This window comes from Arsukibacterium tuosuense (genome assembly GCF_900215315.1).
Classification (GTDB): domain Bacteria; phylum Pseudomonadota; class Gammaproteobacteria; order Enterobacterales; family Alteromonadaceae; genus Alishewanella; species Alishewanella tuosuense.
In genome coordinates this window covers 82,601-99,662 of sequence record NZ_OBEB01000005.1, presented here as the reverse complement: position 1 = coordinate 99,662, position 17,062 = coordinate 82,601, and the positions used below count along the sequence as shown (strand labels likewise).

The 17,062-nt window shown below is 48.7% G+C and carries 11 protein-coding genes; 6 read left to right on the top strand and 5 right to left on the bottom strand.

Features of this window, described 5'->3' with window-relative positions; genetic code table 11:
• Positions 1-48 precede the first annotated feature (48 nt).
• Complete coding sequence (locus CRO03_RS11325) at positions 49-2,160, bottom strand: S9 family peptidase (protein WP_097111748.1); 2,112 nt, start codon at positions 2,158-2,160, stop codon at positions 49-51.
• A gap of 170 nt (positions 2,161-2,330) precedes the next feature.
• Between CRO03_RS11325 and CRO03_RS11320 the strand changes: the two genes are divergently transcribed.
• The 3 genes from CRO03_RS11320 (at position 2,331) to CRO03_RS11310 (ending at position 6,415) form a co-directional block, all read left to right on the top strand.
• Positions 2,331-3,566, top strand: coding sequence for a DUF819 family protein (locus tag CRO03_RS11320; protein ID WP_097111747.1), 1,236 nt, complete (start codon positions 2,331-2,333; stop codon positions 3,564-3,566).
• A gap of 37 nt (positions 3,567-3,603) precedes the next feature.
• Positions 3,604-4,689 (top strand): AI-2E family transporter, encoded by a 1,086-nt coding sequence (locus CRO03_RS11315; RefSeq protein ID WP_097111746.1) that lies wholly within the window; start codon positions 3,604-3,606, stop codon positions 4,687-4,689.
• 172 nt (positions 4,690-4,861) lie between these two features.
• Complete coding sequence (locus CRO03_RS11310; RefSeq protein WP_097111745.1) at positions 4,862-6,415, top strand: methyl-accepting chemotaxis protein; 1,554 nt, start codon at positions 4,862-4,864, stop codon at positions 6,413-6,415.
• 26 nt (positions 6,416-6,441) lie between these two features.
• Here CRO03_RS11310 and CRO03_RS11305 read toward each other — a convergent pair whose 3' ends face one another.
• The 3 genes from CRO03_RS11305 to CRO03_RS11295 all read right to left on the bottom strand — a co-directional run bounded on the left by CRO03_RS11305 (position 6,442) and on the right by CRO03_RS11295 (position 9,246).
• Positions 6,442-8,025 (bottom strand): methyl-accepting chemotaxis protein, encoded by a 1,584-nt coding sequence (locus CRO03_RS11305; protein WP_097111744.1) that lies wholly within the window; start codon positions 8,023-8,025, stop codon positions 6,442-6,444.
• A gap of 208 nt (positions 8,026-8,233) precedes the next feature.
• Positions 8,234-8,428 carry a hypothetical protein gene (locus CRO03_RS11300; protein WP_097111743.1) on the bottom strand — a complete coding sequence of 65 codons (195 nt, stop codon included), beginning with the start codon at positions 8,426-8,428 and terminating at the stop codon, positions 8,234-8,236.
• 167 nt (positions 8,429-8,595) lie between these two features.
• On the bottom strand, positions 8,596-9,246 hold the full coding sequence (locus CRO03_RS11295; RefSeq protein ID WP_097111742.1) for a DUF2726 domain-containing protein: 651 nt from the start codon (positions 9,244-9,246) through the stop codon (positions 8,596-8,598).
• A gap of 196 nt (positions 9,247-9,442) precedes the next feature.
• On the opposite strand from CRO03_RS11295, the gene aceB reads away from it, so the two are divergent.
• On the top strand, positions 9,443-11,047 hold the full coding sequence (gene aceB, locus CRO03_RS11290; RefSeq protein ID WP_097111741.1) for a malate synthase A: 1,605 nt from the start codon (positions 9,443-9,445) through the stop codon (positions 11,045-11,047).
• 563 nt (positions 11,048-11,610) lie between these two features.
• Here aceB and CRO03_RS11285 read toward each other — a convergent pair.
• Complete coding sequence (locus CRO03_RS11285; RefSeq protein WP_097111740.1) at positions 11,611-12,549, bottom strand: LysR family transcriptional regulator; 939 nt, start codon at positions 12,547-12,549, stop codon at positions 11,611-11,613.
• Between the two features lie 193 nt (positions 12,550-12,742).
• Between CRO03_RS11285 and CRO03_RS11280 the strand changes: the two genes are divergently transcribed.
• Together CRO03_RS11280 and CRO03_RS11275 are read left to right on the top strand one after the other, a co-directional pair.
• Positions 12,743-14,329 (top strand): isocitrate lyase, encoded by a 1,587-nt coding sequence (locus CRO03_RS11280; protein WP_097111739.1) that lies wholly within the window; start codon positions 12,743-12,745, stop codon positions 14,327-14,329.
• A 274-nt stretch (positions 14,330-14,603) separates the two neighbouring features.
• Entirely contained in the window at positions 14,604-17,060 is a 2,457-nt protein-coding gene (locus tag CRO03_RS11275) for a pectinesterase family protein (RefSeq protein WP_170949000.1), read from the top strand.
• Positions 17,061-17,062 lie beyond the last annotated feature (2 nt).

Sequence of the window (17,062 nt, the reverse complement as noted above, 5' to 3'; positions counted from 1 at the left end):
GTTAACCCTGGCTACTGAAGTTGCAGCCAGGGTTAGCGTGGTAACTGATCAGGCGGCGCTTTTATCGTCTGTTGCAGGTTGTTTCTCATCCTGCTCTTTTGCTGCTTTAATCCTGTCACTGTGTGGCAGCTGATGTTCCGGCAGCTCCGTTTTACCTTGTTTCAGGAAATGATCCATCCAACGGATTAAGCGCATGCCATAGTCGAGCTGAGCCGCCGCTTTCTGATTGCCATGGCCTTCACCTGGATACAATACTAAGCGTACCGGCACCTTGCCATGGGTCTTCAGGTAGCGATACAGCTCCATCGACTGGCTGGGATGGACCCGGGTGTCGTTTTTGCCATGCATAATCAGAATTGGCGTTCTGGCTTGTTCGGCATGGTAAATCGGGCTGCGCTCTAAGTACCACTGCCATTTTTGCCACGGATAACTGCGGGCATGCACCAGATGCATTTCATTGGCAATGTCGGTCGTGCCAAATTTAGACAGGTTATTACTGATCCCAACAAACATTACGCTGGCAGCAAAATGTTCAGTTTGCTTGGTTGCCGCCCAGGCTGAAGCGTAACCACCGTACGACCCGCCGGTAATACCCACCTTTTTCGGGTCAACTAAGCCGATGTCGACCAGATGTTTTTTGGCATCAACTAAGTCATCAAATTCCTTGCCGGCATAATCGTTCTGCCCCAGTTTAGAGAATTCCACGCCCCGGCCGGTGCTGCCACGGTAATTGGGGAAAAACTGCATGTAGCCTTCGCCAGCCATTAATTTTACCGGGCTGGCGTAACGGTCCAGCCAGCCATTAGAGATGTGCGCTTCCGGCCCGCCATGGACTACCATCACCAGCGGATATTGTTTGTCCTTAACATAATCAAGTGGATATACCAGCACCCCTTCCAGTGCCAGCCCGTCGCTGGCGGTATGGCGGATAGTTTCTTGTTTTGGCAGGTCAATTTCGGCCAGCCAGGGGTTTGAATCGGTCAGCCGGTTTAACGCGCCGCGTTTAGTCAGGGCATAAACCTCATTGGGATGCTCTGCTTTATTCAGTAAAACTCTGGCTTGTTCACCGTTGTTGGCAATGGCCAGACGGGTCACAATGCCGTTGCCGGTTTTAACCAAGGCACTGTGTTTGTTATTGCGAGTATTAACACGACCTATTTCTGCCTCGGTGCCAACATGGCCCAGGTAATCAAGTTCAGTATTACTGCGCCAGGCGATATCCTGCACATGGCCCAGGTAATCGGGCAGAATTTCGTTAATTTTACCGCTGGCAACATCGGCCAGTAGCAAACGTCCGGCTGATGGGTCGTGGATATCTTCACTACCAATAATTGCCAGCTTTTCGCCATTGGGCGAAAATATCGCTTTGCCAAGCTTACCGCTGGTGGCATAGCTTTGTACTGTTTCACCCGCTAAATTAATCAGCTGATACTGGCTGGCCATATAGTTGTCGTCAATCAGCGCCGTAGGAGCAGTGCGGATCAGGATATGTTTGTTGTCAGGCGCAAAGTTTACTGACAACACGTTACCTTCAATCTGTACCGTTTCGGGCTTTATTTCTGATGTGGTTAAGTCGGCCAGCCACAGTTGCGTTAATTCAGACTCTTCCTCGTAAACCTCAGCTTTAAAGCCTTTTTTGGTTAACTGCTCTTTCGATTCCGGCTCAGCAGGCTTGGCCAGAAAAGCAATTTTGTTGCCATCCTGGCTGAGGTCATAGCCGGAAATGGTATTGCCGTGGCTAAGTACCTGGCTTGCTTCACCGCCGTTAACCGCAATTTTATATAAACCGGCAAACTTATCTTTACCGCGCTTACTGACAAAATACAGCGTTTGATTATCAGGACTGAATTTAAGGTTGCCGACCCGGACGTCACCGGTAATAAAGGGCACTTCCTGGCCGCTTTCGTTTAGCATAAAGAGTTCGCGATAGCTGCTGCCATCGTCGTCTTTATAAGGGTCGCGGGGCCGGTTGCGAATAAAGGCGGTTTGTTTGCCATCGGCGCTGATAGTCAGTTCAGTGACGCTCTGCACTGATACGGTCTGTTCCAGGGTAATGGGTTTTGCGGTCAGGCTGGTGCTGAAAAGTGCGACGCCCAACAACGCCGAGCTGAGCAATGCGGTTGATGCCAGCTTTAACTGCTTAGTTACAGGGTTCTCCATGGTTTTTCCATCCGTTTTGTTATCTCTGTATTCATTTATCTGCTGGTTACAGGGTAGCAGACTATTTTCTCCAACTGGTGCGCTGTGCTATGTTGACCAACAGTTTGAGTTGACGATAATGCGGAACCATTCCGCTGCCAAAACAATAATAAAATGACACAGGACGTAATATGTCTCAACCACCTATGTTCACTAATGATGCCGTAGTCCTTGGCTTACTGGCGGTTATTCTGGGCCTGGTTTTTTACACCAGTCACAGCAGTAACCGGGCTTGTCAGGGCTTTTACAAGTACATTCCCGCGTTACTACTCTGCTATTTTATTCCGTCGCTGTTAAACAGTTTTAATATCATTGATGGTGAAGCGTCATCACTTTACAAAATGGCGTCTCGTTACCTGCTACCAGCCAGCCTGATTTTACTTACCCTGAGCGTCGATTTTAAAGCGATTCTGGGCCTGGGACCGAAAGCGCTGATTATGTTTTTCACCGGTACCCTGGGTATTATTATTGGCGGGCCGATAGCTTTGCTGAGTGTTGGCTATTTTTTTCCGGAGCAGCTGGGTGGCGATGTCTGGCGCGGTATGACTACCGTAGCGGGCAGCTGGATAGGCGGTGGCGCGAATCAGGCAGCGATGAAAGAGGTGTTTGAAGTAGATGGTAGCTTGTTTTCAGTGATGATAACGGTTGACGTTCTGGTGGCTAACGTCTGGTTAGCGGTACTGTTATTTATGGCAAGCCGGGCGGCCCGGATTGATAAAGCGAACGGCGCAGATACCCGTGCTATTGGTCATTTACAGCAAAAAATAGAACAATATCAGGCTGAAAATTCCCGTATTCCGACCATTCAGGATATTATGCTGATTGTGGCGGTGGCATTTGGAGTAACCGGTCTGGCCCATGCACTGGCAGATACCATAGCGCCCTGGATTGGTCGGGTTGCGCCTTCTCTGGCAGACTACAGCTTAACCAGTGGCTTTTTCTGGCTGGTAGTTATCGCAACGACTGTCGGTTTGCTGTTGTCTCTGACCCCGGCACGTAAACTGGAGGGAGCAGGTGCATCAAAAGTTGGTACCGCATTTTTGTATATTCTGGTAGCGACTATTGGTATGCAAATGGATGTTACTGCCATTATGAGTAACAAGTTGATGTTTCTGGTGGGGATTATCTGGATGCTGGTGCATGCCATCTTACTGCTGGTGGTCGCTAAACTGATTAAAGCGCCGATGTTTTATCTGGCGGTGGGTAGTCAGGCTAATGTTGGTGGGGCAGCGTCAGCACCGGTAGTTGCAGCAGCATTTCACCCGTCACTGGCGCCGGTTGGCGTGCTACTGGCAGTGCTGGGTTATGGTTTAGGTACTTATGGTGCCTATATTTGTGGATTAATTTTGCAACAGGTTGCCCCTTAGTAATGCCGGGGCATCTGTCAATAAAGGGAGTTTTTCATTGAGTAACCAAGTTAAAATTGAGCCCGGCCATTGGGTGCTTATTGTTTTCTTATTACTGGCTTTGTATGCCAGCTATCTGCTGATTGCACCTTTTATTGGTCCGGTGGTGCTGGCCTTTGTATTGTCGTTGCTGTGTTTTCCGGTGCATCAGCGAATTGTCCGGAAGTTTCCCGATAAACCTAATCTGGCATCAACTCTGACGTGTTCGTTGCTGGTAGTAGTGATTTTGGTGCCAGCGACGCTGGTTCTGATGGCAATAGTGCAGCAGGGTGTTACCTTTGCAAAACAAAGCTACCAGTGGGTTGAGGACGGTGGCGCCGAGCAACTACTGCAACAACCGGTTATTAAAAAGGGTATTGACAGAATAAACGACTTTTTGCCTGTTACCGATTTCAGTGTCAAAGGCATTATTGACAGATTTGCGGAGTTTGCCGCTGGTTTTAGTAAAGAGTTGCTTGATATCAGCACCAAAGTGCTGGGCGATGTAACCGGCATGATTGTCAGCTTTTTCCTGATGTTATTTGTGTTGTTTTTTTTACTACGTGACCACAAAAAAATTATTGAAAGCCTGTTCTGGATATTACCTCTGGCCCGCTCGCAGGAAGAAAAGTTACTGACTGAAGCCAATACCGTTGCGCGTTCTGCGGTATTCGGGACATTTTTGACCGCATTAGCTCAGGGAGCTGCCGGTGGTATTGGTATGGCCATCGTCGGTATGCCGGGTTTGTTCTGGGGCACCATGATGGTGTTTGCGTCACTTATTCCGGTAGTGGGGGCGGCGTTAATCTGGGTACCCGCCAGTTTATACCTGTTATTAACCGGCGACTGGCCCTGGGCGCTATTTTTAACCTTGTGGGGAGCTATTCTGGTCGGTTCTATTGATAATTTCCTGCGGCCGGTCCTGATGCAGGGTACGTCAAACATGAGTACTTTGGTGCTGTTTCTGTCGCTTATCGGTGGCTTACAGTTGTTCGGTATTATTGGCCTGATTTATGGGCCGATCATTTTTGCGTTAACTCATGTGTTAATTAAAATATATACCCTTGAGTTTAGTACCTTTCTGGAAAAACAAGACAAAAGTTGAAGGTTCTACTTCAGCGCCGTGACTGGGTTTGTATAGTTAATCTGCAGATCCAGCCCGGCTTGATTTGCAGTATTCTGCGTACCGAATTTTTAAATAGTTTGATGCGATAATTCGCTTTTCTTTATGTCGCGACTATCTTTAGTTAAATGTTAACAAAGGGATAGTCAATAATATGCGTCGCAATTCACCTGTAACCAATAATGAACGGACTTTTGGCAAAGACGTAAAACTGATTACTACCACCGATTTAAATAGCAATATTTTGCACTGTAACGATGCCTTTATTGAGATAAGTGGTTTCAAAAAAGAGGAATTGCTGGGCCAGCCACATAATATTGTCCGTCACCCCGACATGCCACCGTTAGCGTATCAGATTATGTGGGAGCATTTGAAAGCCGGTAAGCCCTGGATGGGACTGGTAAAAAACCGCAGTAAAAATGGCGATTTTTACTGGGTAGATGCATACGTTACCCCGGTAACAGAGCACGGTAAGGTCGTGGGTTATGAATCGGTGCGTTCCTGTCCGGAGCGGACTGATATTAATCGGGCTGAAAAGTTGTACAAGGCGATTAACGCCGGCAACTTTAAAAAACATCAATGGCATTTGCGCAAAGACACCTGGTTCTTGCTTGCAGGTCTGCTATTAAGTGGTGTGTTATACGCGTTTACAGCCACCGGTTTGGTATTGCTGGCACTGGTTATTACACTTCTGGGCTATGCGATAGTCATCAATTTATGCCGGGAAAGGGCCATGACCGGCGTTAAAGCCTTGCTAAGTAATGCTTTTAAACACGAACTGGCCGTGATGACGTTTACCGACGATGAGCCGGAGATTGGTGAACTGAAAGTGGCCATTATGAGTTCAAAGGCCCACTTAGGGGCCGTATTAACCCGGATTGAAGATGCAGCGATTAATGTTGCCCGGCAGGCGAAACAAGGGCTGGCACAGGCCGAGTCTGCCTCAACCAAAATTAAACAGCAGCAAACCGAAACAGAACAAGCTGCCACCGCAATGCATCAGATGACGGCCACAATTGCTGATGTCTCATCTCATGTCCAGGAAACCGCAGAGCGCGCTGAGCAGTCGAATGAATTGGCCGGACGGAGCCGGCAAACAGCAGCTACCACCCGTAAATCTATTGAAACATTACGTGATACAGTCAGTAATATCAGCCACTCTGTCACCGAAGTGGCTGAGCAAACCCAGAAAATTGCTAAAGTGGCGCAAATTATTGCCCAAATAGCCGAGCAGACAAATCTGCTGGCTCTTAATGCGGCTATTGAGGCAGCGCGGGCTGGCGAGCAGGGCCGGGGCTTTGCCGTGGTGGCCGATGAAGTTCGTAATCTGGCCAGCCGTACCCAGGACTCTACTCAAGAAATTCATGGCATTATTACTGAGCTTACCGCCAGAGCCAACACCGCAGTGGAAGTGGCGCAACAAGGGCGTGACGGTGCAGAGGCTGGCTTGCAACAGGTTAAAGACACCGAGCAAATGCTAAACGGTATATCGGATGCCGTAGGCGCTATTGCTGATATGTCTACTCAGATGGCTGCAGCGGTAGAAGAGCAGGCGCATGTTGCTGAGGACGTTAACCGTCAGGTAGAGAACATTTCGTCACTGGCGCATAGCAGTCTTGCCGAAGCCGACAGTTCAGCCAGCACAACCCGCAAGTTGCAGCAAATTGCCGGTGAACTGCACGAGCTGGTTGTGCGGTTTAAGCGCTAACTTACTGCATTTCATAGTCGTTATTATTAAGCCACTTTAAACTGGCTGGCCAGTTGCTGTAACTCGGTACCGAGCCGGCTTAAATCGTTGCTGGCGGCGGCAGTTTCTTCACTGGCGGTGGCCGACTGCTCGGCTACATCGCGGATACTAAAGATACTGCGGTTAATTTCCTCTGCTACGGTACTTTGCTCCAGCGCGGCGGCAGCAATTTGCTGGTTCATTTGCTGAATACTGGTAACCGCAGTATTAATGGCCTCAATGGCATCGCCGGCTTCATCCGCGCTTTCCAGAGTGTTGTCCGCCAGACCAGAACTTTTATGCATATTGCTGACTGCCGCTTCGGCTTTTTGCTGCAGGGTGCTGATCAGTTGTTCAATCTGACCGGTTGATTCCTGCGTGCGAAAGGCCAGTGCTCTTACTTCCTCAGCAACGACTGAAAAACCACGGCCCGCTTCACCGGCACGGGCCGCTTCTATAGCAGCATTGAGTGCCAGCAAATTGGTTTGGTCAGCGATGCTTTTTATTACATCGAGCACCGAGCCAATGTTGTTGCTCTGCTCTTTCAGCTCGCCAATCGAGTTGGCTGAATTAGCCACTTCATGCGCCAGCGCTTTTATTTGTTTAATGGTTTTCTGGACAACCTGTTCACCAACAGTGGCTTGATCTGACGATTCCGTGGCTGCAGTAGATGCGTCCTCTGCGCTGCGGGCCACTTCCTGCACCGTGGCGGCCATTTCATTCATTGCAGTAGCTACCTGTTCGGTTTCCTCTTTTTGCCGGTTAACACCTGCTGAGTTTTGCTCGGAAATGGCAGCCATCTCCTCGGTTGCTGTGGCCAGCTGGGCAATACCGGATGTCAGGTTATTTATTAGTGCCCGCAAACTAATGCTCATTTTCTGCATTGCCAGCATCAGTTGGCCTGGCTCATCGCGGCGGTCGGTAGGCAAGTTTTCGGTAATATCCCCGGCAGCAATTTTTTCTGCTACCTGCACCACGTGTTGCAATGGCGCAACCACCATCTGGGTAATTATCACTGCGGCCAGAATACCAATGATAATAGCGATAACTGCGGCGATAATAATCAGCCACTCCAGTTGATTGGTTTCCTGCTCCAGAATTTGCAATTGGTTCTCGACTGAACGGGTACCAGCTTCGTCTGCAGCTATAGCTGAGGTTGCCATTTGTTGTTCAATCGCTTGCATCTGAGCACCATCGGCTTGGGTATCCATTCTGGTTAACAGCGAAAGTTGCTGTTGATAGCTGGCAATATGCTCAAGCATCTGCCGCATTAACACTCTACTTTCGTCGTTGGTAAATGAATTCATGCTTCGCTCGCCAAGCTGTTTAGCCTGATTACTGATATCCAGTGCTTGCTGCAGAAATTGCGGATCATTTCTAAGTAAAAAGTTTTTATCCTGATGGCGGGCCTCGCTAATCAGCAGGTTAGTCTCTCTGACGTCATTTACCACAGCAAAACGACTACTCATATTATCCAGCGCGTTATAGCTGACGATGGAGCTGATTAACAGAATAAGTAACACCAGGCCAAAGCCGGTTAGTAACTTTGCCCGGACACTGAGATTCTGGGTAAGGGTTGAAATAGCAGACATGGTGGGGGCCTCGCTTAAATATTGTTAGCAATTATAGGGATGCTCCTCAGAAGTTTCAGGAACGATGACTCGTTACAACTGTTTTAGTAAGCTTAAATGTTAAGCTGGCTAATGCAAGTTTTGCCGGATCTGATGACGGAGTAATGCAGAGGAAAATGAAAGGCCAGCATTTGCTGGCCTTGATTAGTTACTGAATAAAATAAAGCAGCTACACGCTGATATTAATATTCTGTCCGATATTGCCTACCGGTGACGCGGCAGAGGTTTGCTCAACCGTTTGCATAGCACTTTGTACCAACATATTGGTCATCTGTGCTTGCTGGTTTTGCTGCTTTTTCGCCATCACCGCGCCAAGTACTTCAAAGCTCTGCGCAGTTGCCAGAGCACCAACGGATTGACTCATAGTACCTCCTATTAACAATACGTCAGGTAGTTATCGGCTGCGCTCTGGAAAACTTTAGGCATTTTTTTGCCGTTTGGTAAATTTTTTCCTGTTCAGAAAAATGAATGCCGCCCGTTGCAGCGGGCGGCATTCCAACTTAGCGCGGAGTGACTCATTTCTCCAAAGCGTTAAGAAGCCTGTATCAGCGCAGTTTGCTGCGCCTTAATTTGTGAGTGTGACAACACCGGGGTCAGTGCAGTGCCAGCCGGTTGCACCGGTTTGTAAGAGCGTACTGGCCGGGTCGGGCCTTTTTTAACCAGGCCTTTGTACAGCGGTTCTGGTTTAACGGTCGGTTTGCCTAAGCGCTGGGCCAGCGCATGTTTTAAATCTGCAGCGGTATAGCCAGCTTTAATTTTAATCCTTAAATATGGCACCCCGGCGGCTTCCAGCGCACCGCTGACAAACCAGTCTGGTGCGGCTTTATGGCCGTCTTTATTACTGTTATTGACTAAATCCAGCACGGCGATAACCCGCAGATCATCGGCTGAACACAATACAAAATCCAGATATTTAGCATTTAATTTTACCAGGGTGCTGCGCCGGGCTTTTTCATTAGCGTTTTCTTTTACTTCAATTAAGTCGGCAAGTTTTATCCGGTTTAAAATTTTATACTCACCCTCAACCGCTTTCTCCAATAAGTTCTGAAACGAGCGCTCGACCGGGCTGAATAAGCTACTGCGTCTTTGCACCTGAAACGGGTTACTGTTATCAATAAAGCGACTGGCAACCATAGCCACCAGCACTACCAGTGCTACCAGCAACAACATAATAATTTCCATGTCCACCTCCGACGATAAATTGACATACGCAGTTATACTTAAAGTTTAAAGCACATCCCGTGCCATAAATTTCAGATGCTTAGCAATTAAGCCATTGTTTTTGGTGATGCTAAGCATTTTAGCCATTAATGGCATTTATAATGGGAAAAGGCTTATAGTTAAGTTACTAACAGTAAAAACGACAAAGGGTCTGGATATGACTGACACTACTACCCGGGCCGGTTTAACCATCACCGGCCAGCTGAACAGCGACTATGATCAAATTTTAACGACAGATGCCTGTGCTTTTGTCACTGAACTGGTCCGTGAGTTCCGGCCCCGGATAACGGAATTACTGGCCAACAGAATAAGCCGCCAGCAACAGTATGATCATGGCGCCTTACCTGATTTTCTGCCAGAAACCGCAACTATTCGTGGCTCTGACTGGCAGGTAGCACCAATTCCGGCTGACTTGCAGGACCGGCGGGTAGAAATTACCGGCCCGGTTGATCGCAAAATGATAATTAATGCCTTAAATGCTGATGTAAAAGTATTTATGGCCGATTTTGAAGATTCGCAGGCGCCCAGCTGGGCTGGCGTAATTGAAGGCCAGCTGAATTTACGCGATGCCAACTTAGGCACTATCAGTTATACCGACCCGCAAAGCGGTAAGCACTATGCCCTTAAAGACAACCCGGCGCTGCTGATTGCCCGGGTGCGTGGCCTGCATTTATGGGAAAAACATTTGCAGGTTGATGGCGCCCAGGTACCAGGCTCGCTGGTTGATTTTGCCCTGTATTTTTATCATAACTGGCAAACCCGCCTGAAAAATGACTCGGGCGTGTACTATTACCTGCCAAAATTGCAAAGCTACACTGAAGCAAAGTGGTGGGATGATGTATTCAGCTTTACCGAGCAAAAATTCAAGGTGGCAACAGGCACTATTCGCGCCACTGTACTGATTGAAACGCTACCAGCCGTATTTGAAATGGATGAAATTCTGTATAGCTTAAAAGATCATATCGTGGCGCTGAATTGTGGCCGTTGGGATTATATTTTCAGCTATATCAAAACCTTAAACAACCATGCTGACCGGGTATTGCCAGACCGGCAGGTGGTTACCATGACTAAGCCATTTTTAAATGCTTACTCGCGCTTATTAATTAAAACCTGCCATAAGCGTGGCGCGCTGGCGATGGGTGGCATGGCGGCCTTTATTCCGGCGAAAGATGCTGGCGAAAACGAAAAAATTCTGGCGCGGGTAACTGCCGATAAAGAGCTGGAGGCCAGTAATGGCCACGACGGTACCTGGGTCGCACACCCCGGACTTGCCGCTACTGCAAATGGCGTATTTGCTAAATATTTAACCGGTGGCAAGGTTAATCAGCTGGATGTCAGCCGTGAGCAGGATGCAGAGATTACTGCCGAAGAGCTGCTGGCGCCTTGTGATGGCGAGCGCACTGAAGAGGGCATGCGCACTAATATCCGGGTGGCGCTGCAATATATTGCGGCCTGGATCAGCGGTAAAGGTTGTGTACCAATATACGGCTTAATGGAAGATGCGGCGACGGCGGAAATTTCACGTACCTCGATTTGGCAGTGGATTAAGCATGGAAAAAGTTTAAGCAACGGTAAGTTAATTACCAAGGCCCTGTTTGCCGACTTTTTAGAGGAAGAGGCAAAAGTAGTGTTGCAGGAAGTAGGGGCGGAGACCTGGCAAAGTCAAAATTTTGACCGGGCGAAGCAACTGCTGCTGGACATTACCACAGCTGATGAACTGGTAGAGTTTTTAACTTTACCGGCTTACCAGCTGCTTGATTAACCTGAGTAAACCAAACCAAAGGCGCTGCCATTGCTGACAGCGCCTTTTTTGTTTTGTTCTCCTAAAATTCCGGATACAACACTCTTCCTCACTCGCCAGGGCAAGTATGCAAGGCTTCCTGCCTTGCACCCAACGGGCCAGCTAAGGCTGTTCAAATTCGTTCCTGACGAATTTGTCGCCCGTTGCCTTGCGGCAGGGGCTCAGACACTCCCCGGCTCCTTCAAAAGAGGTTCTATCCTCCATTGATTACGCCGATACTTGGTAGGGAACGGCTGGAACCCCGTTTTGGTCGACACAGAGTGTCTGAGTGAGTGCGCCAGCGCGAGCGAGTTGCTGTGGCGAGCCAAGGCGGGTGTTGCAGTTGTTCTCTCTGCATGCCGGATACAACACTCTTCCTCACTCGCCGGGGCAACTATGCAAGGCCTCCTGCCTTGCACCCAACGGGCCAGCTAAAGCTGTTCAAATTCGTTCCTGACGAATTTGTCGCCCGTTGCCTTGCGGCAGGGGCTCAGACACTCCCCGGCTCCTTCAAAAGAGGTTCTATCCTCCATTCTTTCAGCCAGTTAATTTAACTCATCAGCTGTTTCAACAATCAGCCGTCTGAACCAGATATGGCTGGCATCCTGGTGTAATAGCGGGCTCCAAATCATTTTTAATTCAATCGACGGAATAGCAAACGGTGGGTCCATAATGGCCATGGTAGGGTCATTTTCATATAACTTGGCCGCTCGGCTGGGCAGGGTGGCAATTAAATCTATGCCTACCGCCAGGTGCATCGCCACATGGTAGTTACGGGTAAAAACCGAAATACTGCGCTGCTTGCCCAGCTTGGCTAACGCTTCATCTACCCAGCCCAGTTTCTGCACATCTTTCGGATCCATGCCCACGCCGACACCAAAGCCGGTTTTACTAACCCAGATATGCTGTGCTTTTAAGTAACTGTCCAAATTGAAGTGTTTAACTACCGGGTTACTGGCATTGATCAGGCAGGAAAAGCTGTCCCGCCATACCGTTTTCTGATGAAATGACTGCGGCAGTTGATCAAAACGGTTAATTGCCATATCTACTTTGCCGTTTTCGACGTCATGAAAAGTGACATCAGATGGCGTCATAATATCCAGGCTGGTTAAGGGCGCCTGCACGCGCATCTTCTTTAATAATGCCGGTATCAGCGTTGAAGCAGCGTAATCGCTGGCCATAATCCGGAATACCCGCTGGCTGTGTAATGGCTCAAAGTCTTTATTCGGTTGCAGCGTTTCTTCCAATGTCAGTAGTACACCCCTTACCACCGGTGCCAGCTCACGGGCCCGCTCGGTCGGTACCATGCCATCTGAGGTGCGTACTAAGATTGGGTCATTTAATAAGTCGCGCAGCCGTTTTAAGCCGTTGCTCATAGCCGGCTGGGTGATGTTGAGTTGATTAGCAGCCCGGGTCACGTTCTTTTCGCGTAGTAACACATCCAGATAAACCAGCAGGTTTAAATCCATCTTATTAATATTCATCTGCAAAATGCCTCAGGCTTTATCTATCACTGAGTTGAATCATAACATTGGCCGGGCTGGCGCCGTCAAGGTTAAAATGATATTCACCAGAAAAATGATGAGCATCATTAAAATCAGCTATATGAATTGTTGTTTTGTTATCTATAGTGAATGACAACAACCTGCACAACAGTTTTAGCAAGAGGAAACGGCAATGACAGCTTATCAAGATGATATCAAACACTTCGACAATGTATGTAAAGAGGCTGGTTCTGCCTGGAATGCCATCAGCCCGGAATATGCCGCGCGGATGAAACTGCAAAATCGCTTTAAAACCGGGCTGGACATCGCCCAGTACACTGCAGACATAATGCGCGCTGACATGGCAGCATATGATGCTGATACTAGTCAGTACACTCAGTCGCTGGGCTGCTGGCATGGTTTTATTGGCCAGCAAAAACTGATCGCCATTAAGAAACATTTCGGCACCACCAAAAGAAAATACCTGTATTTGTCAGGTTGGATGATTGCTGCGCTGCGGTCTGAGTTCGGGCCACTGCCTGATCAGTCGATGCACGAGAAAACCTCAGTGCCTGCGTTAATAGAAGAGTTGTACACTTTTTTACGCCAGGCCGACGCCCGCGAACTGGGTGGCTTGTTCCGCCAGTTAGATGACGCGACCGATGCGGCCAAAAAAGCCGAGATCCAGGCAAAAATCGATAACTTTGAAACCCATGTGGTACCAATTATTGCTGATATTGATGCCGGTTTTGGTAACGCCGAAGCCACTTACTTACTGGCCAAGAAAATGATTGAAGCCGGTGCCTGTGCTATTCAGATCGAAAACCAGGTATCTGACGAGAAACAATGCGGTCACCAGGATGGCAAGGTAACCGTACCGCATGCTGATTTTCTGGCAAAAATTAACGCCGTACGTTACGCCTTTTTAGAGCTGGGCATTGATAACGGTATTATTGTCGCCCGCACTGACTCACTGGGTGCCGGTTTAACCAAGCAAATTGCTGTGACCGACGAGCCTGGCGACTTAGGCGATTTATACAACAGCTTCCTGGATGGCGATGTGATCAGCGGCGCTGATGATATTGCTAACGGCGATGTGGTAGTAAAAGCCAATGGCAAGCTGTTAAAGCCTAAACGTTTAGCCAGCGGCCTGTTCCAGTTTAAACAGGGCAGTGGGGTGGACCGGGTAGTGCTGGATTGTATTACCTCGTTACAAAACGGTGCCGATTTGCTGTGGATTGAAACTGAAAAACCGCATGTCGGCCAAATCGCTGAAATGGTTAACCGCATTCGCGAAGTGGTGCCTAATGCCAAGCTGGTTTATAACAACAGCCCGTCATTTAACTGGACCTTAAACTTCCGCCAACAGGTATTTGATGCCTGGCAGCAAGCGGGCAAAGATGTCAGCAGCTATGACCGTGCGGCACTAATGAGCGCTGAATACGACACTACCGAGTTAGCGCAGGAAGCTGATAAGCGTATTCAAACATTCCAGGCTGATGCGGCGCGCGAGGCTGGTATTTTCCACCACCTGATTACCTTGCCAACTTACCATACTGCAGCGTTGTCTACCGACAATCTGGCGAAAGAGTACTTTGGCGAAGCCGGCATGCTGGGTTACGTGGCCGGGGTGCAACGTAAAGAAATTCGCCAGGGCATCGCCTGTGTTAAACACCAGAATATGTCAGGCTCTGACATTGGTGATGATCACAAAGAGTACTTCTCGGGTGAGGCAGCACTTAAAGCCGGTGGTAAACACAACACCATGAACCAGTTTTAAGCTTGCAGATGATTTACCGGTTGTAAAGCCGATGAAAGAGTTCCGCTACGTGGTCATTTGACCTCAGGCAGCCGCAAGGCTGCCTTTTTTTATCAGGTATTGCATGACCACAGAAACGTCCGGATTATTGAATTGACCGGCGTGATCGTTTATAACATTGCCACCGGTGGCAGTTTGCTGTAACAAATTGCCTGTTACTACTTTGGATTAAGGTTTTATGCTTTCACAATGTTTGTCAGCTTTATGCAAATCTCTCCCGGCAAGCATGCTGACTGTGTTACTTCTGTTGTGTTCGCTGCCGTTACTGGCTCAGCAAGCTGCTTTGCCGCAGCATCCGCAGTATCAATGTCCACAGGGGCAGTCAGATCACTACTGTCAGTCATTTACTGACTCTGCAGCTGGCTTGTCGTTGCTGGCTACGCCGGAGGCGGCAACCGGCCAGCCTAATGGCACGTTAAACCTTAATTTGACACGGCAAACCTTAGGCTATAAAGCGGGACGGATTGGGGGCAAGGTGTTGTCGATTGACACTGATGCTCTTAAAAGTTTTGACAGTAACGACTTTTTTTACGAAGCCCTGGTGAGGCCCTTTGCCAATAGCACGACCGACCGCCATACTTTTTTCCTGACAATGCAGGTGGCCGGGCAGCAACTGCATTATGCGGCTGGTTTTAAAGTCAGCACCAGTATTTACAGTTCAGGCCTGGAGCTGACAACTCTGCAAAACAATCAGGTTGAGGTATTACAACAAGCTCCGGCGCCTATAGTGCTGGGGGCACAGGACGACATTGATGGGCAGTGGTATTTACTCAGAGTGGAACGTCGCCAGGGTAACCTGAAATTATTTCTGAACAGCCAGCTGATGTTAACTGATGACACTATTGGTAATGCGGACATTGAGCAACTGGGGATCTGGAGCTTTAACCGCTCGTTCGAGCTTGATTATCTGCGTGTCGGTAAATCAGCAATAACAACTCCGTACATTAATCTGCAGCAGGCAGAAAATCAGCCGTTAACGGGCTATCAATACGAGCAAAGTGCCCAAATTGAATGGCAGGTTACCGGCGCCGATGACAGTGACATAGAGCTGGTTAATCTGACACCACAGCGTGTTGCGCTGCGTCAACAGCCCGGCAAATTTACCGTAGATTATTTGCAGCCAGGCTCTGCCAGTGTGCTGTTACGCAGTAAATCTCAGCCGCATATATTTAAACAACTGCATATCAGTGTGTTACCAGCATTGAGTTTCCCGGCCAAAACAGATCAGGCAGTGCTGACTGATATTCATCCTGCCGTTAATACCACAGTGCCAGCAGATACTTTGCTAAGGGTAAACCTGAAGCGACTATTTAATATTGGCGGTAGCGGTGCAGTGCGAATTTATCAGTTGCTGACAGATAACAACCGGGTGTTAGTTGATGAAATCCGGGTTAAGGCTGAAACCGATACCTTTGGTAGTATAAGCGCCAATAAACTCCGCTCAATCAATCGTGATATGTTGTGGCGCGATGGCACGACTCTGGTAATTAAACCGCATAGTCATGCACTGCAAAGTGATACACGTTATCAGGTTGTGATTGCCGCTGATACGGTTAACTTTATTGATAGCAATACGCAATTTGCCGGTATCGGCATTGACGCTAACTGGTCGTTCAGCACCACAGCGGTGCCAGTGGCTCGCCCGGTTATGCAGGTTGCAGCCGATGGAGCCGCCGATTTTAATACCGTACAAGGTGCGCTTAATTTTGTCATGAACGCTGTCGATGGTGCGGCGGTGGAAACTATCAGGCTGGCAGCGGGCATTTATCATGAACCCTTATACCTGTTCGCTACAAAAAATCTGACAATTGAGGGCGCTGGTGCGGAGCTGTCACATATTCAGTTTACCAATTATGACTCTCTGAACAGTGGCCTGGGTCGCGGTGTCGACTTGGTGGCGGGCCATACTGCTGGTGGGCGTAGTTTGTTCTTAATAGAGGATGTCGGGCAGCTCACATTAAAACAATTACGTTTTACCAATTTACACCAGCGTAAACAAGGCGTGCGAAATCAGGCTGAAACGGTGTATTTTAACAGTAGTGGTAAACTGCTGGCGGTAAATAGCCACTTTATCAGTGAGCAGGACACCTTGATGTTAAAAGGGAGCTCGTACTTTTATCGTTGTCTGATAGCAGGCAATGTCGATTTTATCTGGGGCCAGAATTATCTGAGTTTGTTTGAGCAAAATGAGATTCGCTCGGTGGGAAACTCTGTCAAACAGCCTGACGCTGAATTTGTTGACGGTAGTTATATCCTGCAGGCCCGCACTATCAGTGCTGATGCGCCGGGCTTTATTTTTATCAACAACCGTTTTACCAGTTACCCGGGCCCGACCGGCAACCGGATCCGCCCCGGCAGCACTTTTCTGGCACGCAGTGCCGGCAGGCCCGCCTATTTTGACCAGGTGCTGTTGCTGAACAACCAGCTGGGGCCTCATATTGCGCCGCAGGGTTGGGCTGGGCCGGCAAACAACGAACCTGTGGCCAACCCGGCTATACCTAATACTAACAGTGGATGGCGTGAATTTGGTTCTGCTGATTTTCAGGGAAAGCCACTTGATCTGAGTAAGCGGCAATATGGTATAGAACTAAGCGCAGAGCAGTTGCCCTACCAGGATAGCAAAGCAGTGTTGCAACAGCATTGGCCAGATTTTAACCCGGAATGGTTATACAGCAAACAATCACAGAATTAGCG